This window comes from Bombella sp. ESL0378 (assembly GCF_009725845.1).
Classification (GTDB): domain Bacteria; phylum Pseudomonadota; class Alphaproteobacteria; order Acetobacterales; family Acetobacteraceae; genus Bombella; species Bombella pollinis.
This window is the reverse complement of record NZ_WNIF01000005.1, coordinates 398,256-417,702: the sequence shown is the minus strand read 5'-3', so window position 1 is coordinate 417,702 and position 19,447 is coordinate 398,256. Positions and strand designations below refer to the sequence as shown.

19 protein-coding genes and 1 tRNA gene are annotated in these 19,447 nt (G+C 51.9%); 6 read left to right on the top strand and 14 right to left on the bottom strand.

Annotated elements, in window-relative coordinates:
- Window positions 1-250: 250 nt before the first annotated feature.
- The 4 genes from GM556_RS03500 to GM556_RS03485 all read right to left on the bottom strand — a co-directional run bounded on the left by GM556_RS03500 (window position 251) and on the right by GM556_RS03485 (window position 3,536).
- Window positions 251-424, bottom strand: coding sequence for a hypothetical protein (locus GM556_RS03500; protein WP_155573087.1), 174 nt, complete (start codon window positions 422-424; stop codon window positions 251-253).
- A gap of 137 nt (window positions 425-561) precedes the next feature.
- Window positions 562-636 (bottom strand) — tRNA-Val (locus GM556_RS03495).
- Window positions 637-691: 55 nt separating this feature from the next.
- Window positions 692-2,581 carry a hypothetical protein gene (locus tag GM556_RS03490; protein WP_155579258.1) on the bottom strand — a complete coding sequence of 630 codons (1,890 nt, stop codon included), beginning with the start codon at window positions 2,579-2,581 and terminating at the stop codon, window positions 692-694.
- A 4-nt stretch (window positions 2,582-2,585) separates the two neighbouring features.
- The gene (locus tag GM556_RS03485) at window positions 2,586-3,536 is read right to left on the bottom strand and encodes a mitochondrial fission ELM1 family protein (RefSeq protein ID WP_155579257.1); all 951 of its coding nucleotides are present in this window, start codon (window positions 3,534-3,536) and stop codon (window positions 2,586-2,588) included.
- 64 nt (window positions 3,537-3,600) lie between these two features.
- Here GM556_RS03485 and GM556_RS03480 point away from each other — a divergent pair, with 64 nt between their 5' ends.
- Window positions 3,601-4,758 carry a DEAD/DEAH box helicase gene (locus GM556_RS03480; RefSeq protein WP_155579256.1) on the top strand — a complete coding sequence of 386 codons (1,158 nt, stop codon included), beginning with the start codon at window positions 3,601-3,603 and terminating at the stop codon, window positions 4,756-4,758.
- Window positions 4,759-4,821: 63 nt separating this feature from the next.
- Here the strand turns inward: GM556_RS03480 and glyA are convergent, their stop codons facing one another.
- Window positions 4,822-6,117, bottom strand: a complete 1,296-nt coding sequence (glyA, locus tag GM556_RS03475) for a serine hydroxymethyltransferase (RefSeq protein WP_155579255.1) — start codon at window positions 6,115-6,117, stop codon at window positions 4,822-4,824.
- Window positions 6,118-6,224: 107 nt separating this feature from the next.
- Here glyA and GM556_RS03470 point away from each other — a divergent pair, with 107 nt between their 5' ends.
- From GM556_RS03470 to GM556_RS03450, 5 genes are all read left to right on the top strand, one after another.
- Entirely contained in the window at window positions 6,225-7,673 is a 1,449-nt protein-coding gene (locus GM556_RS03470; RefSeq protein ID WP_155579254.1) for an APC family permease, read from the top strand.
- 73 nt (window positions 7,674-7,746) lie between these two features.
- Window positions 7,747-9,210, top strand: a complete 1,464-nt coding sequence (locus GM556_RS03465; RefSeq protein ID WP_155579253.1) for an APC family permease — start codon at window positions 7,747-7,749, stop codon at window positions 9,208-9,210.
- 24 nt (window positions 9,211-9,234) lie between these two features.
- On the top strand, window positions 9,235-10,680 hold the full coding sequence (locus GM556_RS03460) for an amino acid permease (protein WP_155579252.1): 1,446 nt from the start codon (window positions 9,235-9,237) through the stop codon (window positions 10,678-10,680).
- A 23-nt stretch (window positions 10,681-10,703) separates the two neighbouring features.
- Window positions 10,704-11,699 (top strand): porphobilinogen synthase, encoded by a 996-nt coding sequence (gene hemB / locus GM556_RS03455; RefSeq protein ID WP_155579251.1) that lies wholly within the window; start codon window positions 10,704-10,706, stop codon window positions 11,697-11,699.
- Window positions 11,689-12,087: a YraN family protein gene (locus tag GM556_RS03450; protein WP_370513578.1), complete on the top strand. Its 399-nt coding sequence runs from the start codon at window positions 11,689-11,691 to the stop codon at window positions 12,085-12,087. The genes hemB and GM556_RS03450 overlap by 11 nt, the downstream gene beginning before the upstream one ends.
- A gap of 68 nt (window positions 12,088-12,155) precedes the next feature.
- Here GM556_RS03450 and GM556_RS03445 read toward each other — a convergent pair whose 3' ends face one another.
- From GM556_RS03445 to purB, 9 genes are all read right to left on the bottom strand, one after another.
- Window positions 12,156-12,458 carry a hypothetical protein gene (locus GM556_RS03445; protein WP_155573078.1) on the bottom strand — a complete coding sequence of 101 codons (303 nt, stop codon included), beginning with the start codon at window positions 12,456-12,458 and terminating at the stop codon, window positions 12,156-12,158.
- A gap of 151 nt (window positions 12,459-12,609) precedes the next feature.
- Window positions 12,610-12,945, bottom strand: a complete 336-nt coding sequence (gene grxD / locus GM556_RS03440; RefSeq protein WP_155573077.1) for a Grx4 family monothiol glutaredoxin — start codon at window positions 12,943-12,945, stop codon at window positions 12,610-12,612.
- Between the two features lie 18 nt (window positions 12,946-12,963).
- On the bottom strand, window positions 12,964-13,191 hold the full coding sequence (locus tag GM556_RS03435; RefSeq protein WP_155573514.1) for a BolA family protein: 228 nt from the start codon (window positions 13,189-13,191) through the stop codon (window positions 12,964-12,966).
- A 31-nt stretch (window positions 13,192-13,222) separates the two neighbouring features.
- Window positions 13,223-15,463, bottom strand: a complete 2,241-nt coding sequence (purL, locus tag GM556_RS03430) for a phosphoribosylformylglycinamidine synthase subunit PurL (RefSeq protein WP_155579250.1) — start codon at window positions 15,461-15,463, stop codon at window positions 13,223-13,225.
- Complete coding sequence (gene purQ / locus GM556_RS03425; RefSeq protein WP_155573075.1) at window positions 15,463-16,161, bottom strand: phosphoribosylformylglycinamidine synthase subunit PurQ; 699 nt, start codon at window positions 16,159-16,161, stop codon at window positions 15,463-15,465. The genes purL and purQ overlap by 1 nt, the downstream gene beginning before the upstream one ends.
- Window positions 16,158-16,895, bottom strand: a complete 738-nt coding sequence (locus GM556_RS03420; RefSeq protein WP_155573074.1) for a Rap1a/Tai family immunity protein — start codon at window positions 16,893-16,895, stop codon at window positions 16,158-16,160. The genes purQ and GM556_RS03420 overlap by 4 nt, the downstream gene beginning before the upstream one ends.
- Window positions 16,892-17,134, bottom strand: a complete 243-nt coding sequence (gene purS / locus GM556_RS03415) for a phosphoribosylformylglycinamidine synthase subunit PurS (protein WP_370513577.1) — start codon at window positions 17,132-17,134, stop codon at window positions 16,892-16,894. The genes GM556_RS03420 and purS overlap by 4 nt, the downstream gene beginning before the upstream one ends.
- Window positions 17,131-17,895, bottom strand: coding sequence for a phosphoribosylaminoimidazolesuccinocarboxamide synthase (gene purC, locus GM556_RS03410; RefSeq protein WP_155573073.1), 765 nt, complete (start codon window positions 17,893-17,895; stop codon window positions 17,131-17,133). The genes purS and purC overlap by 4 nt, the downstream gene beginning before the upstream one ends.
- A gap of 114 nt (window positions 17,896-18,009) precedes the next feature.
- Window positions 18,010-19,341, bottom strand: coding sequence for an adenylosuccinate lyase (gene purB / locus GM556_RS03405; protein WP_155579249.1), 1,332 nt, complete (start codon window positions 19,339-19,341; stop codon window positions 18,010-18,012).
- Between the last annotated feature and the right edge of the window lie 106 nt (window positions 19,342-19,447).

Below are 19,447 nucleotides of genomic sequence, written 5' to 3'. Positions count from 1 at the left end.
CACAAAGCCTGCCGCGCTAACGACGCACTTAAACCCATCCGTTGCAACGCATATTGCTGCTGCGCCGCAACCATCTTCAACCCCTCCTCTATAGGCGGTATCCCATCAGCACAAACACCCAAACCAGACACCAAAATAAACGCCACAAAACTCAAAATACCCGCAACAATGCCCCGCATCACTACCCCCAATACGCAATAGAGCCTAACTACCTTCTACAATTCGCACGCTGCAAACGTACCAACAAGGCTTATGCTGCGCTCCATAATAATTGTATATCGTTAGCATGACGGTAACGCGTTCTATGGGCGCAATAATGAGGATATGGCCGCCCCTCTATCGTCAGTGCATCTCCCATTACAGATGAAGCCGCTGCCTCCATATGGTCACCCTGAATCATGCCCTTAAAGAAAGGGGCACTCACTGAGGGAGAAATCCCTGAAAATGAATGGGCAAGACTCTTGAACGCTCGCACATTTTCACGGTCATGCGCAAATGACGGTGGACAGCATGTTGGGCGTCACCCAATATCTAAAAACACTTATGTTTCAGGGGGATTTATGGTGGATGCGACAGGGATTGAACCTGTGACCCCTGCCGTGTGAAGGCAGTGCTCTACCGCTGAGCTACGCATCCTTAATGGGGTGAGTGGCTTCTAGCACCTGTTCTCTCCCCATGCAAGAGGGCTGCTTTAAAAACCAAACATATGGTCTAATGAAAAACCACCAGCCTCATTATCTAAACCGTGATACCCAAAAAGACGGCATGTTAAGTCACGAATTAAGACATAACCGCCCTCCCCTGCTTGGTCTAACAATGAAGCATCAAACAGCTTATGCGGTTGAAGAAGGTAAGAGCCAGAAGGCTGGATGGTAATATCAGCCTGAGCCAACTCCGCCCCATCAGCGGCATGAAGATGCAAGCGCGTTTGGGATGGGGCGCGGCCTTCACGCAGGGAGGTCGGGTAAATCAAGTAACAAAAACTCCGTAGCATTGTGCTATCAAGAGTTTGACCAAGCTTTAAAAAGAGCCGAGTTGTCAGTCCCGGCGGAGGACCAGCATAAGATTGCGGCTCGTTACGCCATGTCATCATAGTGTTGAAGATATGCCCGCCAAAGCTCGTCTCGGCCGCATGGTCCGTTTTGCGATGGCGATAACGCATTAAAGCATGAGGCCAGCCGTCAGCCTCCCCACCATCGCGGAAGTCATATACAAGCTCCGCATGGCCGGGTTTTTGAAGAAGCTCATGCAGGGCTATCGCCCCTTGATAATTACGCGGTAAATTGCCAAGGAAATGCTGGCCACATTCCTGACCGGCTTCATCAAACACATCCAACCGCAGCGGCATATGTGTTAGTGCTTCCGACATCGGGTTGGGCTGGACGAAACTTTCATACAAAGCGGGATTAGGGATGGGGAAAGGTAGTACAAACCCGCGCCCTAAGAGGGGCGACATAGTGCGAAGTGCGGGGTCGGGTTGTAAATTGGCGCGCTCGACATTCATATGGGCAATGCGTGTGCGCCCCCGCTGTACAATTTCGTACCGTGGGCGAACCAGATGTTGGCCAGAGCGTAACTCCAACTGGGCAGGCCACCGCCATTTAGGCAATAACGCGCCGACATCCAGCGCAACCGTCTCATAAGGGCCGATAGGCTGAGCGATGGGGTAATGCTCATCCTCCCCCATAGGGTTGAGGGTTATAGCCCCTGCGGGAATGGTTGTGCCGTGGCTATTTTGCAGCCAGAGATATACGGTCTCATCATCATCAGGCGCGGGAAGGGTCGCAAAGCGCATGGAGGGCCACGCATTAGCGTCATGCGTCACAGAAAGGCTCGGGTCACCTTTGCGACCAAAACTATCAAGAGCGTATTTTACGACATCATGCCCTTTTGCCCCAATTACATGGATGAAAAGCTGCCCTGTAAAATGCGGGAGATTGAAGCGTTCCCTTACCTCTTGACTATCAATCACCACACCGGCGGCGGGGTTCTCTACATCATGATGCCATTCTGCCAGAATAAGGCCCTGCTCATCGTAAAGACGGAGCCAATAGCGTAAAGACTCCGCCCCGTAATTAGACCAATAATTCGCCGTGACTAAGCGGGTGCTGAAATGTTCTGTCTCGCGAAAGAAGGCAAAATTAGTTGCGAAATTACATTTATCTAAATAAGGCCGCTTATAGGGGAAGAACATATCTGGCAGGCGCGCTATACCCAATGTATAAAGCGGTATAGCCCCTATAAATGCCCCAAGGCGGGAACGCATTTTAGCATCCTCAAACGACAAAGCGAGGATGGCATCCACATCACAATTAGCCGCGTGAACAATGGCGCACTTCTGCCCGCCTAGGCCATCAGCCTGACCAACTTGCTCACTATCATGCGTTAAAATCAAAGCCGGTTGAATAGCGGGATAAAGCCCACATAACGTAGGAGCGTACTCATCAGGGTCATAAAAAGCAACTCTCTTGCCTTTTAACGCCGCCTCCAGCGTTTTCATCTCCTCAACAATCAGCGGGTGAGAGAGAGCCTTATAGAGGACATTACCGCCCTGCGGTCCAAAAGTTTTAATGTCCAACATGGAATCACCCTTTCTGCTCAAACTGAATACGCCGTCTTACTTCTTCCGCTGCTAGCCAAGTATCGTCAAGATGATAACAAGGAATAAATGAGGCTACGTCTAAAGAAGACTGAATACGTCCCGCTTTTTGTAAGGTCTTTACAAAAGAATCTATCCGTGAAGACCTACCCTTTAGCGGCAAAATACATACGGGTTTATCTGTTGCCACCGCCTCTGAAATCATCGAGACACTATCTTGGGTAACGGCTAAAATATCAGCACAGGCGAGTAAGCCCATATAAGGGTTCTCCTTCCCCTCACCATCCATCACCACAGCCCCTAGAGGCTGAAGATGAGCACGCATAAAAGCAAGGGCCTTAGGGGATGTGCGACGCGATGGCGTGATAACACATCGAACTGACGTTTTGCGTATAAAGCTGGCAATGTGTGCAGCAAGAGCTGCGGCTTCACGCTCCTCAAAACGATACCGCCCATTAGAGCCGCCAAGAAGAACCCCTAGAACCCTCTCCGCCCCTGCACGAATGGGGCTATGCCAACGCTGTGCGGCCTCTGCTAAACGGGCGGGGGTGACATCATGCAACGCCGTGCGAATAGATAATACATTCGGCCCGCTAAGCTTATCATGCTCATTAGCAATCACTAACGCATAGGGAGAAAGGCGCGCTCTAGGGTGCTGAATCTGTACGACAGGAAGACCATAATGTGTTCCCAGAGCCGCCCCTGCGACCCCGCCCTTCCCCCCGAGGCTGATAATAAGACGGGTTGCAGAGGATAGATGAAATGGTGCAAAAAGACCCAAAGAACGCGGCCAAAACCGAACGGGTAAGCGAAGGACCCATGAATCTTTTTGTGTTATAATAGGCTGAAAATCCCAAGAGAAACCCGCCCTTTCTGCCAAGCCTCGCCCTTGTGAACGCATCCCGGCATAATCCTCGGCAATAATCGTCGCATGCATCGTGAAAAGGCTCCCTAGGGTATTAGGCCATCATCATTCCTCCTCTCTAGCAAGACTATCCTCCATGACCCATAGTGATTTTACCACCCTTGGCCTCTCCGATGCTCTTACGCATGCTGCACAAAAAGCGGGCATGATGAAACCGACAGCGATTCAACAGCACGCTATTCCGCCCCTTCTGGCAGGGCGAGATGTTCTGTTACCCGGCCAAACAGGGACAGGCAAAACCGCCGCTTTTGTTCTCCCTGCCCTCCAAAAACTTGCTCATCTTAAAGAGGATGGCTCTACCCCCTCTATCCCGCGCATCCTCATCTTAGAGCCAACACGCGATTTAGCCATGCAGACCGCAGCAGTGTGCCGCCAGTTGGGCCGTCAACTTCCGCTCAAAACGCGTGTGATTTGCGGGGGTGTCCCACGCGAGCAACAAGCTCTCTCCTTAGCGCAAGGGGCCGATATTATCGTTGCCACTCATGGCCGTTTGCTCGATTTTGTGGAGAAAAGCGACCTATCGTTAGAGCATATTCTCTATCTTGTGCTGGATGAAGCAGACCGCCTTTTAGATGAGGAGTTCTCAGCCAGTATGACGGCCCTTGTCCCCTATATTGCTGACCGTCCCCAAACGGTCTTTTGCTCAGCCACCCTGCCTGCGCCTGTCATGGCTCTTGCCAAACGCGTAACAAAAGACCCTATCCGGGTCGAACCGGGAGAAGAAGAAGTCACGCCGCGACGTATTCGCCAGCAAGCCCTCTTCATCACAGATGACCAAAAAGAGCCACTCCTACAAAAACTACTGGAAACTACCCCTCACCTAAAAGACGGGAAAACAGGCCGCACCATTATTTTTACTAAAACGAAACAACGGGCTGATTCTGTTGCCAAATCATTGAGGAAGGCACGATATAAAGCCATCGCCCTGCATGGTGGACAAACCCAAGGCGAACGGAAAAAGACGTTAGAGCGTTACCAAGAGCAGGCTGGAGCCATCCTCGTAACAACCGATATAGCGGCCCGTGGGCTGGATATTGATGATATTCAACTCGTCATCAATATGGACCTACCTCAAACGCCAGAGCTTTATATTCATCGCATTGGCCGTACGGCCCGGGCAGGGAAGCAAGGCCGTGCCGTAACTTTCGTGACATTTGATGAACGCGCCCGCCTACGCGATATTGAAAAACATATCAACTACCGCATCCGCATCATCACGACCGAGACGCTCTAAACCCATCCCCCTATGGCCGAATGGCGACCATCACGACCATAGGGGAGCAGGCTACCAGCCCTTTTAAGCAGAGGCACGATCATAAATTGGGAAGCGAGCGCATAGCTCCTTCACCTCTTTGCGCACGCGGGCGAATGTTGCTTCATCCTCCTCATCGGCACTCAGCACCGCATCAATCATACGCGCCACTTGGCGGAACTCCGCCTCACCAAAACCACGCGCTGTTGCTGCCGGGCTACCCAAACGCACGCCGGAGGTCACAAAAGGCTTTTCTGGGTCGAATGGTACGGCGTTCTTGTTCGCGGTAATACCAGCACGCTCCATGAGAGCTTCCGCCTTCTTGCCAGTCACCTTCTTAGGACGCAGGTCCACCAGCACGAGATGCGTATCGGTCCCACCTGTTACGATGTCGAAGCCACATTTCAACAGCTCATCAGCCAGAGCCCGCGCATTAGCCTGCACACGCTGCTGATAATGTTTGAACTCCTCTTGCAGAGCCTCACCAAAAGCTACAGCCTTACCTGCAATCACATGCATCAAAGGGCCACCCTGAAGGCCCGGGAACACCGCTGAGTTAATCTTCTTCGCGATGTCTGCATCATTCGTCATGATGATACCACCGCGCGGGCCGCGTAATGTTTTATGCGTTGTGGAGGTCGTAATATCTGCATGAGGAACCGGGCTTGGGTAAAGGCCAGCCGCTACAAGCCCAGCAAAATGGGCCATATCGACCATCAAATAAGCCCCGACCTCATCAGCAATCTTGCGGAAACGAGGGAAGTCAATCACACGCGGATACGCAGAGCTGCCCGCTACGATGATGCGCGGCTTATGCTCGCGAGCCAGACGCTCCATCTCCTCATAATCGAGCAGACCATCCTCCCCGCGCACACCATATTGCACCGCATTGAACCATTTGCCGGAATAATTCGGCGCGGCACCATGGGTGAGATGCCCCCCCGCTGCGAGGCTCATACCGAGGATGGTATCACCGGGCTTAGCCAATGCCATAAAGGCGGCCTGATTCGCATTAGCCCCAGAGTGAGGTTGCACATTGACAAACTCCGCACCGAAAATCTTCTTCAAACGCTCAATGGCAAGATTCTCAACCTTATCAACATCAACACAGCCACCGTAATAACGGCGACCGGGCAGACCTTCCGCATATTTATTGGTCAGAACAGAGCCTTGAGCCTCCATCACAGCAAAAGATGCCATATTCTCCGAGGCAATTAACTCAATACCATCTTGTTGACGCTCCAACTCGGCATTCAGAATCGCACTAACCTCGGCGTCACGCTCCTTTAAAGGAGCATGATAGAAAGCATGAAGGGTAGATTTTTTGATGTTGTCGGACATTCGCTACGCATCTCTCTGCAAAAAAACTCTTCCTTTTTATAAGCATGAGAGCTAAGCGCGTCTATCGTTGCGGGATAATTACCTTTAAAAATACTGTGAGAGCCATCATGACCACGCCTCTTTTGCAGAGAAAACCAGTCGCCCCCCCCACCAATCATCCTAATGGGTTGAAGCGTGTCTTTGGCCCGTGGCGGCTTATCATGATGGGCGTTGGTGTCACAGTTGGGGCTGGGCTTTTCTCCCTCACCGGTGTGGCCGCTGGACAAAATGCTGGCCCTGCGGTGGTTATCTCCTTCCTCATCGCCGCTATCGCCGCAAGTTTTGCCGGACTATGCTACGCCGAACTTGCCGGGATGCTCCCCGCCGGTGGGTCGGCTTATGCCTACGCTTATGCTGGCCTTGGTGAGATCATCGCATGGATTATCGGCTGGGATTTGATTTTGGAATATACTGTCGGGGCTGGGGCGGTGGCCTCCAGTGCTTCGGGCTATATTGCCTCCCTCCTTAAAGGGTGGAACATCCTCATAGACCCGCGCCTCCTTAATCCACCTCTTACAACCCTCACCTTGCCCAATGGCCAAACCGCTCATGCGTGGTGCAACCTACCGGCAATGCTCATTCTTTTCGTCATCACACTTTTACTTATGCGGGGAACTAATTTTTCTGCCCGCCTGAATGCGCTGGTCGTCTTCATTAAGCTCTTGGTCATTGTTGGGCTGATTATTGTCTGCACACCCTTTGTCGATGTCAGCCATTTCCACCCCTTTATCCCCCAAAATACGGGAAGCTTTGGCCATTTTGGTGTCAGCGGCATTATGCGCGCTGCGGGTATGGCTTTCTTTGCCTATATCGGCATTGATATTGTCTCGACCGCCGCACAAGATACCAGCAACCCTCAACGCAATATGCCCATTGGGATTTTAGGTAGCCTGCTGCTTTGCGCGATTATCTATGTTGTGTTCTCAACCATTCTCGTAGGTGTCGTAGATTACCATCTCCTCGCCCATGACCCCAGCCCTGTTGCCACGGCTATGGATAAAATCCATCTGCCATGGATGGCTGTATTGGTAAAAATCGGCATTACCTTCGGCTTTATTTCCGTCCTTTTCGGCCTCCTCATCGGCCAAAGCCGTATTGCTATGAATATGGCAGAAGATGGCCTCCTCCCCAGCTTTTTAGGGCGTGTTCATAAGGGTACACGCACCCCTTGGACAGCCCATATCATCACCGCCTGTGCAGCCGCCCTACTCGCCGGGTGCGTCCCTATTGCCACCTTGGGCGAGATGACCTCCATCGGTACATTGCTTGCCTTTGTGATTGTCTGTGCAGGCGTCACCGCCCTACGCTTCCGCGCTCCTAATGCCCCGCGTAGCTTCCGCGTACCGGGTGGGCCAGTACTCATTCCCTTTTTAGGAATCATCACCTGTGGGATTGTCATTGCCTCCATGAGCCCACTTACTTGGGCACGGTTGCTCATTTGGTTGGCCATTGGGTTTGTCATTTATTTCGCTTATGGCATCCGTAAGAGCAAATTACGCAATAAGTCTTCTCATTAGGGGTGGAAAATTATAATAATCTTCCATAATAAGGTGAGCGATGCACTAAAGAGACGATGAAAGTATCCCCATCATGAAGTCATCCCTATGGCGTAAAAAGACCATTACCGCCCCTGTTGAGCCTAGCGGCCTAAAGCGGGTTTTTGATACATGGCAGCTTATTGCCATCGGGGTAGGCGTCACTATTGGTGCGGGGCTTTTCTCTCTTACAGGCGTAGCCTCCGGCCTTTATGCTGGCTCGGCTATACCGCTCTCCTTCCTCATCGCTGGTATTGCCGCCAGTTTTGCAGGTTTATGTTATGCCGAACTCTCTGGCATGATCCCTTCTGGTGGCTCCGCCTACTCCTACGCTTATGCCGCCTTGGGGGAGGTTGTGGCATGGGTTATCGGCTGGGATTTAATCTTGGAATATACCGTCAGCACAGCGGCTGTTGCCTCTAGCTGGTCGGGCTATATTGTCTCCTTCCTCAAGGGCTGGGGAATCGTCATAGATCCTCGCCTTCTCCACCCGCCCATGACGCTTGTTACCCTCCCCGATGGGCAAACAGCGCATGCATGGTTTAACGCCCCTTGTTTGTTCATCCTCTGGCTCGTTACCTTTATGCTCACCCGTGGAGTGAAAGAATCAGCACGGATGAACGGCCTTGTCGTGGCTATCAAGTTCTGTGTCCTTGTTGGAATGATTATTGCCGCGCTGCCTCACATCAATATGGCGCATTTTCATCCCTTTATTGCCCCTAATACAGGCCAGTTTGGCATTTTTGGCTTTAGCGGCGTTATGCGTGCCGCAGGGATGGCCTTCCTCGCTTATATCGGCTTCGACATCGTCTCGACCGCCGCGCAAGATACCAAAAACCCACAAAAATCCATGCCTTTTGCGATTTTGGGCAGCTTGATTATTTGCACGATTATCTATGTGGCTTTCTCGGCTGTGTTGGTTGGTGTGGTGGATTATCACCGCTTTGCAAACGACCCTAGTCCCGTTGCCACGGTTATGGATGTCATCAACCTTCCTTGGTTGGGTTTGCTCATTAAGGGAGGGATTTGTCTCGGTTACTTATCTGTCCTTTATGGGTTGTTAATGGGCCAGAGCCGTATCCTCCTCGCTATGGCACAAGATGGTTTATTACCCGCCTTCTTCCGCCGTCTTAACCCCAAGAGCCATACCCCTGTACCCAGCCATATGCTGAGCTTCCTCGTTAGCGGGGCACTCGCTTGTTGCTTACCCATCAATATCCTTGCCGATATGGCCTCTATCGGTACGTTAGCGGCCTTCATCATCGTATGCGCGGGCGTTATTGCGCTGCGCTTTAGGGCACCCCACGCCCCGCGTACCTTCCGCTTGCCGGGTGGGCCATGGCTTATCCCCGGCCTCGGCATCCTCTCATGTGGTAGTGTCATGCTCTCCATGAGTCTTGTCACATGGATGCGGCTTATTATCTGGTTAGCCATTGGTGCCGTGATTTATTTCGCCTATAGCATAAAACATAGCCACCTAAGGACGAAGCATCACCCTACGTCCTCTCGTCCTGACTGACCGTAACAACGTGGAGCAAGCCTCATGAACAGGCCCTTCTGGCGCACCAAACCAATCGCCCAAACCCTTACCACCAAAACAGGGTTACGCCGTGTCTTAGGCTTATGGCAGTTAATTGCCCTTGGTGTGGGTGTGACTGTAGGGGCCGGTCTATTCTCGATGACAGGTGTTGCGGCGGGGCAATATGCTGGCCCCGCTGTCACGCTCTCCTTCCTCATCGCGGCCATCGCCTGCGCCTTCGCTGGCCTTTGCTATGCGGAACTCGCTGGAATGATTCCAGAAGGAGGCTCCGCCTATACTTACGCTTATACGGGCATGGGCGAAGGCATTGCCTGGATTATCGGCTGGGATTTAATCCTCGAATATACCGTTAACGCCTCCACCGTTGCCGCCAGCTGGTCGGGCTATTTTGCCGCTCTCCTCCACGGGCTAGGCATCCATCTGGACCCTCGCTTCCTCGCCCCAACGGGGGCGGCTGTTATGACGCCCGATGGTCATTTTGTACATGCTTGGTTTAATGCACCAGCCGTCTTCATCATCTGGGCCGTGACGGCGTTGCTCATGTACGGGACACAAATCTCGAGCAAAATTAACCTCTCTATTGTCATCCTCAAACTCGTTATCATTGGTAGCGTTACGGCCGTATGCTTGCCTTATATTAGAGGCACTCACCTCCATCCTTTCATTCCCCCCAATACCGGGCAATTCGGCAATTTTGGTGTTAGTGGGGTTATGCGCGCAGCGGGGCTTATCTTCTTTGCCTATATTGGGTTTGACATCGTCTCTACCGCAGCGCAGGATAGTAAAAACCCGCAACGCAATATTCCGTTAAGTATTCTTGGTAGCCTTATCATCTCTGCTATCATTTATATGATATTCTCATTTGTTATTGTCGGCGTTGTTGATTACCGCGCCATGCTGCATGACCCGAACCCTGTATCGACCGTCCTTGATAGTCTTCATATGTCATGGTTCTCTAGTATCATTACACTGGGTATTGCCTTTGGATATATCTCCGTTATTTATGGTTTGCTCATGGGGCAGAGCCGTATTTGCCTCTCCATGGCAAAAGATGGCCTCCTCCCCCCTCTCTTCTCAAAGCTTAATGAGCGTAGCCGTACACCGTGGAGCTCTCACATCATCACCGCTATTGTGGCAAGCCTTCTCGCCGCGTGCCTTCCTATTGATATTCTCGGGAAGATGACCTCCATCGGCACGTTATTGGCGTTCATCATCGTTTGCCTGGGCGTGATGATTCTACGCATCCGCCAGCCTGACGCTGTGCGGCGTTTTCGCACCCCCGGCGGGCCGTTCCTCATTCCCATTTTAGGGATTATCTCCTGCGGTGCCGTTATGCTCGCTATGGACCTCATGACATGGATCAGGCTTGTCGTATGGTTGCTAATTGGTATGGGCGTCTATCTTTGCTACGGATTGCATCGTAGCCATATTCGTCATTCACACCATTAGGAAGATAAAGGTACAAACATATTATGGTAAGAAGCTCTTTCCCCCATACACGTTTGCGTCGTAATCGTTTTGACGATGCCACACGCCGCTTGGTAAGCGAGACACATCTGCATGTTGATAATCTCATCTGGCCCATTTTCATCTGTGAAGGCGAGCAACAACGCCAAAAAGTAAAGGCCATGCCAGGGGTGGAACGGGTCAGTTTGGACCTGTTAGTAGAGCATGTGCGTCCCGCTGTGGAGCTTGGCATCCCCGCTGTCGCCCTCTTCCCCGTTACCCCGTTGGAAAAACGTAGCGAAACTGGTGAGGAAGCCCTTAACCCTGATAATCTGATGTGCCGAGCCGCGCGCGTCTTAAAGCAGGCTTACCCTCACCTTGCTTTAGTAGGGGACGTGGCTTTGGACCCCTACACATCCCACGGTCATGATGGCTTAATTAAGGATGGTCACATCCTCAATGATGAATCGGTAGATGTTCTGCGCCATCAGGCCTTGAACCAAGCGAAGGCTGGCATTGATATTATTGCCCCATCCGACATGATGGATGGCCGCGTTAAAGCCATCCGCAGCATTTTAGATGAACATGACTTTCACACAACGCGTATCATGGCCTATGCGGCCAAATATGCCTCTGCCTTTTATGGCCCCTTCCGAGATGCTCTGGGCTCCAACGCTCTGCTGAATGGTGATAAAAAGAGCTATCAGATGGACCCCGCTAATAGCGATGAAGCCCTCCGGGAAGTCGCTATGGATTTAGCCGAAGGGGCGGATATGGTAATGGTCAAACCCGGGATGCCCTATCTTGATATCATCCGCCGGGTACGTGACACATTCTCCGTGCCGACATTTGCCTATCAAGTCTCTGGCGAATATTCCATGATTATGGCCGCTATTGAGAATGGCTGGCTAGAACGCGAGAAAACCATTCTGGAAAGCCTCATCGCGTTCCGCCGGGCTGGCTGCCATGGCATCCTGACCTATTTTGCTGTTGAAGCGGCACGTCTGCTGCGTGGTCGTTAAGCCACGCTTTTCCCCCTCTCCTCTCCGTAGGAGACGGGGGAGCCTTGCCCATAAGGCAGGCCTTGAGGCGGAAAAATTAGCTGAAGACTATATCCATCACCAAGGCTTTACAATCTTAGCCCGCCGCTATCGCACAGCTTATGGTGAGATTGACCTGCTTGCAGCCGATGATGATTACTTACTCGCCATTGAAGTCAAACAACGTACAACCCTAGGCGAAGCCCGTTACGCCGTGTCCACACGTCAAAGCCAGAGGTTATTGCGGGCGTTTCAACTCGTAATTGAGACCCATCCAGAGTGGCAACGGGAAAATACGCGCGTTGATGTCATCATCATTGATATAGCTGGTGAGATTGACCACATCCGAGATGCGTTACGACTTACTTAAAGCATCAAAAAAAGCCTCATCACGCACATGATGAAGCTTTTGATAGTAGATGAAAGGCAAGAGAAGCATCACCCACGGTGACGATGAGTTACCCGCCCGTGCCTTGCAGCAGTATGACTATAATAGGACACATTCCGCACTGCTACAGCATGATGACGATGGGTGGCTGCAACGCGGCTCCCCAAAACATGCCCCCGCCATGAATGACGAGCAACATGCTGGAATGCTGAAGGAGGCGCAATGAGGGCATCAAATGTTAATTTACCCGCTTCATGCTCTGTTAAAACACGCTCAGCATGAGCTGGAGCCATCGTTACACCAGCTAAGCCCAGAAGGCCAAAAATAGCCCCCTTTGTACGGGATATTTTCATCTATCGCCCCTTCTCACACCCCACCCACCTAGAGGGGATAACGCATCTCTCACAAATAATGAAAACTCTAATCATGCTAAGGAAAAGAAAGCAATAAAAATTGCCTCTCCTTAAACAATTCTTTAGAGACTCTTATCCTCTCTCACGCTTATCACTCAGCGTTTTTAAGCAACCCTTTCTCCACAAGCAGTGATTCCAACTCACCACTCTGATACATATCGGTCACAATATCGCACCCACCGATAAACTCACCTTTTACATAAAGCTGAGGGATGGTCGGCCATTGCGAAAAATCTTTGATTCCCTGACGGATTGCAGGATTTTCCAAAACATTTTCCGTCTCAAACTCAACGCCAATATGGCTCAGAATCTGCACAACACGCGCAGAGAAACCACATTGCGGAAACTGCTTATCCCCCTTCATGAAAAGCATAACGGGGTTTTTATCAACTAATGCCTGAATTGTCTGAAAAACAGCATCATTCATCTTATCTGTCCTTTCCACTCACTCAGGAGCCCGCGTCTTAACAGCCAAAGCATGTAGCTCCGTCCCCACACGGTCCCCGAAAGCGTCATAAACCAGCTTATGCTGTTTCACCCGTGTTAACCCACGGAATACGTCACTCACAACTTCACAGGCGAAATGATTACCATCGCCTGCAAGGTCTTCAACCACAATTTCCGCATTAGGGAAAGCCGCACGAAGGGCTTTTTCAATCTCATTTACCGTCATCATGCTTACTCTCCCTCTATAGCCGCATTCTTCAGGATAGCTGTTCATCCAGATGCACAAGCGGTGCATCTTCCTGCCCCATAAAACGGGGGAAGAAGGACGCATGCAGTGCCTGCATCTTCCCAACCGTAAGAGCCCCCTCTGTGCCAATTTTCAGCGTATCACCGCCTACATGGCCCAGACGCTGCACGGGAACACCTTTTCCCTGCGCTGCCTTTATCACAGAATCGGCCTGCTGCGTCACCACAACATAACGCGCTTGGTCTTCCCCAAACCAATAAGCATGAGCAGGCATATCCGCAGGAGCATCCGCAAGGCTGCAACCGATCCCACCTGCTATAGCCATCTCAGCCACAGCGAGCACAAGCCCACCATCTGAAACATCATGACAGGCCGTGACCAGCTCATCTTGAATCAATCCACGCACGAAATCACCATTCCGCCGCTCAGCTTCAAAATTAATCGCAGGAGGTGCGCCCTCCTCACGGTTGAGGATTTCCTTCAACCATAAAGACTGCCCGAGTGTGCCAATCGTCTCCCCAATGAGGAGAATCTCTCCTGCGTCAGGGAAGGCAAGACCAACGGCTTTATGTACATCCTCCAGCACACCAACGCCACCAATCACAGGGGCAGGTTGGATGGCTGTAACGCTCCCATCATCACCACGCGTCTCGTTATAAAGAGAAACATTCCCACTAACGACAGGGAAGTCCAACGCGCGCCCAGCATCGCCAATGCCTTTTACAGCCTCGACAAACTGCGCCATGATGCGTGGATTTTCTGGGCTAGCGAAGTTTAGATTATCCGTCATCGCCAAAGGCCGCGCGCCTGTCGCGGTTATATTCCGCCAGACCTCTACAACAGCTTGCGCACCGCCAATATAAGGGTCCGCCTGCCCGTAACGCGGGGTACAATCGGTTGTCATCGCGAGGCCACGATTCGTACCCTCGACCCGTACAATCGCAGCATCAGCCCCACCGGGGCGTTTTACTGTCTGGCCACCCACGCCGCTATCATATTGATTCCAAATCCAAGCGCGCGAGGCCCCATTCCCGCTGGAAAGCAAACGGGCTAAAGCAGCCTCTACCCCACAAGGAGCCGCTGGAGGGGTAAGGGCAGGTTGACGCTCATACGGAACTGTCGGGCGATCGTAAATTGGAGCTTCATCAGCCAATGGGCCCAAGGGAATATCGGCTTCTACAGTACCTTTATGACGTACCGTAATACGTCCGCTATCTGTCAGCGTGCCGACAATTGCAAAATCCAACTCCCATTTCTCAAAAATCTTACGGGCCACTTCTGTCCGGTCGGGACGCAGCACCATGAGCATGCGTTCCTGACTTTCAGAGAGCATCATCTCGTAAGCCTGCATATGGGTTTCGCGCTGCGGCACATGGTCTAGATCTAGGTCAATCCCGACACCACCTTTGCTAGCCATCTCCACAGCAGATGATGTCAGCCCTGCGGCACCCATATCCTGAATGGAAATCACAGCATCCGTTGCCATGAGTTCTAAACAAGCTTCGAGCAATAATTTCTCTGTGAACGGGTCCCCAACTTGAACAGTCGGCCTTTTTGAGCTCGATTCGGAATCGAACTCCGCGGAGGACATCGTCGCCCCATGGATGCCATCACGTCCTGTTTTAGACCCTACATAAACAACCGGATTCCCCACTCCCGCCGCAGCAGAAAGGAAGATACGATCCTGCCGTGCTAAGCCAACGGTCATGGCATTAACAAGCGGGTTGCAATTATAGGAATGATGGAAGTTTACCTCGCCCCCAACGGTTGGTACTCCCATGCAGTTACCATAACCGCCAATACCGCGCACAACACCATCAACAACGCGTTTTGTATCTTTATGAGACGGGTCGCCAAAGCGTAGGGCATTTAAGTTCGCAATAGGGCGCGCACCCATTGTGAAAACATCACGCAGGATGCCCCCAACACCTGTCGCTGCCCCTTGATATGGCTCGATGAAAGAGGGGTGGTTATGGCTCTCCATCTTAAAAACAGCGGCCAAGCCATCCCCAATATCAATCACCCCAGCATTTTCACCGGGGCCATGAATCACCCAGGGGGCCTTTGTAGGCAAAGTCTTCAGATGCAGACGCGATGATTTATAGGAACAATGCTCCGACCACATCACCGAGAAAATACCAAGCTCTGTCAGACTCGGCGTGCGCCCCATAATGGTGAGTACCTTCTCATACTCATCATCTTTGAGGCCAAAAGAACGCGCTAATTCGAGATTAACAACAGCGGTTACCATTAGCCTAATCCCTCCAAAATCCCATTAAAGAGGGGCAAACCATCTGTGCCGCCCAATATGTCTTCTGTTAGATTTTCAGGGTGAGGCATAAGCCCACAAACACGGCGATTCTCACTCAACACACCCGCGATCGATCGGGCACTGCCATTCATATTAACATGTGCATCATGGTGCTTCACCTGACCTGCCGCATCACAATAACGGAACGCCACACGCCCCTCACCCTCCAACTGGTCCAAGACCTCTGGGGCGGCAGTATAATTCCCATCCCCATGGGCTAAAGGCGCGCGAAATACGGCCCCACGCTCCCAACCAGCGGTAAAGATGCTATCGCGCCCTTCTACCTTAAGGTGACAATCCTGCGACAAAAAGCGCATGCCCGCATTACGCAATAACGCCCCGGGGAGCATCTGCGCCTCCGTAAGGAGCTGGAAGCCATTACAGACCCCCAGAACATATCCCCCTTTCTCTGCAAACTGACGAACAGCGCGCATAATAGGTGAATGTGCTGCCATAGCCCCACTACGCAGATAATCGCCAAAGCTAAAGCCGCCCGGCAGGACAATTAAATCGAATCCATCAACATTATCCTGCTGATGCCACAACATTTGAGGAGCTTTACCAGAAGCCACCTGAAATGCTTGTGCCATATCCCGCTCGCGATTCGTGCCGGGAAAAACGACAATGCCTATTTTCATCTGTTATCCCCTGACGGCGTACCCGCATAGCAAGGGTAGTTATCATGCAATGCCCGATAAACACCGCGTCCTGCTGGCTCGTTCAACGCATCTTCATGACCAGCATACCAACCGACAATCAAGGCGCGCAGCTGAGACATTCTCATCTCTTTAGGGACACAAAATGCCATCGGGTTATGCGCTCCCTCAATAGTGGAGAAATTGCGTGACCAAATCTCACTATCCATTGTCCCTGCGAGATAGCCATTACAGGCTGGCAAGCCAGCATTATGACTGCACAGAGCCACCAACCCCTTACCCGGCAGAGATGAAATACGCTGTGCTTGCGCCCGCCGCTCCGCATATAAACTCGCTACGCCAGAGGGGCATGTATAGTTATCATGCAAGGCTTGGAAAACACCCCGCCCTGCTGGCTGCCCCAGAGCTGTGCTATGACCAGCAAGCCACCCTACAACGAGAGACCGAATCTGCACCCCCTTAACTTGCGCCGGGATACAAAACGCAGGAGACGGCGCAGAGCCAAGCAAAAGCCCAAAGCTTTGAGACCAAGAAGCCCCATCCGTAATGCCCGCAAGATAGGCACTACACGCAGCAAAACGAGACTGCTTATCACAGCTCCGCGCTAGCTCCTCCCCCGATACGGTAGAGACACGCTGAGCATGAGCGGCATGCCCCACACACAAAGAGGCAAGGCCAAGGGCCAATGCAAACCCTATGTTACGGATAGCTCTCACGCACTTACCTCCACACGAAAATCCTCAATAACCTCATTAGCTAACAAAGCACGCGCCATTTTCTCGCCTTGCTCTTTTGCCGCAGCGGCATCATTAGCCTTAACGTGCAAATCAACCACACGGCTAATGCGCACATCGGAGGCTTCCTCAAAACCGAGAGAATGCAGAGCATGCTCAACCGCTTTACCCTGTGGGTCTAACACGCCATTTTTCAGATATACAAAAACTCTGACTTTCACCGCATACCCTCCGTAGATACAGTCTCGACTTGCCCATTTTCTGGCAAGATGCCAAGGCGGCGTGCCACCTCTTGATAAGCTTCACCAACACCGCCCATATCCCGGCGGAAACGGTCTTTATCCATTTTTTCCTGTGTTTGGCTATCCCAAAGACGACAATTATCTGGCGAAATCTCATCAGCCAGTACAATGCGCATCTCGTCATCTTGCCAAAGACGCCCAAACTCCAGCTTAAAATCCACCAGCGTAATGCCAACCCCGGTAAACAATCCGCAGAGAAAATCATTCACCCGCAACGCTAAACTTTGAATCTCCTCCAGCTCCTGCGGATGAGCCCACCCAAAGGTAACAATATGCTCCTCCGAGATGAGAGGGTCATTCAGCGCATCATTCTTATAATAATATTCCACCAAAGTGCGAGGCAGACGCTCCCCCTCCGGCAAGCCAAACCGCTTGGAAAGCGAACCAGCCACTACATTACGTACCACAACTTCCAACGGGATAATCTCAACCTCCCGCACAAGCTGCTCCCGCATATTTAAGCTACGGATGAAATGCGTAGGAATACCCATCTCACCAAGACGCAGCATCAAATATTCGCTAATGCGATTATTCAGGACGCCTTTACCGGTAATGACGCCACTCTTTGCCCCATTACCTGCCGTTGCATCATCTTTGAAATACTGAACCACCGTTCCCGGCTCAGGCCCTTCAAAGATAATCTTGGCTTTTCCTTCATAAATCTGACGCCGGCGAGCCATGCCATTTCATCCTTAACTAGTGGGCCTATCAAAGCCTTTTCGGCCCCTATATCACAAGAGATACCCTTATACGAGCCTAAGCCACAAATTGTGGCTCTGCCTCATAAGGTCCCTTTAACCAAATACGCGCTTAAAAATATGGTCCACCGCACGCAAATGGCGCGCCGGGTCTAGCGCATCATCCAACACAGCAGGCTCAACATGTTTTGCAACTTCTGGGTCTGCCTCTAGGTTTTCACGGAAGGTACGGCCCTCCGATGTGCCTAATTTTGTCCAAGTCGCCATAGCAGCACGTTGAACAATCCGATACGCATCCTCACGCGAGATACCAGCACGCGCCAGTACCAACAGGACTTCACCAGAATGAACAACCCCGCCCAAACTCTCAACATTAGCCAGCATTTGTTCTGGATAGACGACCAATTTTTCCATCATGCCAGAAAGGCGCGCAAGGGCGAAATCCAACACAATCGTCCCATCGGGGCAGATATTCCGCTCTACAGAAGAATGGCTAATGTCGCGCTCATGCCACAAAGCCACATCCTCCAGTGCTGGGGTGACATAAGAGCGCACCAACCGTGCTAGGCCCGTGAGATTCTCGGACAAAACAGGGTTACGCTTATGCGGCATGGCAGAGCTGCCTTTCTGCCCAGCATGGAAGAACTCCTCCGCTTCTCGCACTTCGGAGCGTTGAAGATGACGTACCTCTGTAGCAAGCCGCTCAATCCCGCTAGCAATCACACCCAAAGCGCAGAAGAAAGCGGCGTGGCGGTCCCGTGGAATCACCTGTGTGGATACAAACTCAGCCTTTAGCCCCAGATGAGAGGCGACATATTCTTCCACCTCTGGGTCGATATGCGCATATGTGCCTACCGCACCAGAGATAGCACATACGGCAATCTCCTCCCGCGCAACTTCGAGACGGCGACGATTACGGGCGAACTCAGCATAATGGCCCGCCAATTTTTGCCCAAAGCTCATCGGCTCGGCATGGATACCGTGGCTACGACCAATCGTAACGGTGTGTTTATGCTCAAAAGCGCGCTTCTTCAGGGCGGCAAGGAGAATATCCATATCCTCCAACAAAATATCCGCTGCTTGTGTTAGTTGCACCGCCAAACATGTGTCCAACACATCCGAAGATGTCATCCCCATATGGACAAAACGGCTCTCCGGCCCAACCTTCTCCGCCAACCATGTGAGGAAGGCAATCACATCATGGCGTGTTTCTGCCTCAATCTCATCAATCCGCGCTACATCAGCCTCACTAAAAGCGGCCATCGCGGCATCGCCTTTTGTGCGAATAACTTTAGCTGCCTCTGCCGGAATCTCCCCCCGGCGCGCCAAAGCCTCACACGCCAAGGCCTCAATCTCAAACCAGATGCGATACCGGTTTATAGGGGACCAAATGGCTGTCATCTGTGGGCGCGAATAGCGGGGGACCATGTTATAACTCCTGCTAGAAGGGCAATTATCCCCTGATTAGCCTAAAACTGCCCCTTTTGCCCAGAGCCGAAAACCCGCTATCTAACAATGAATCCTTCATTTACAA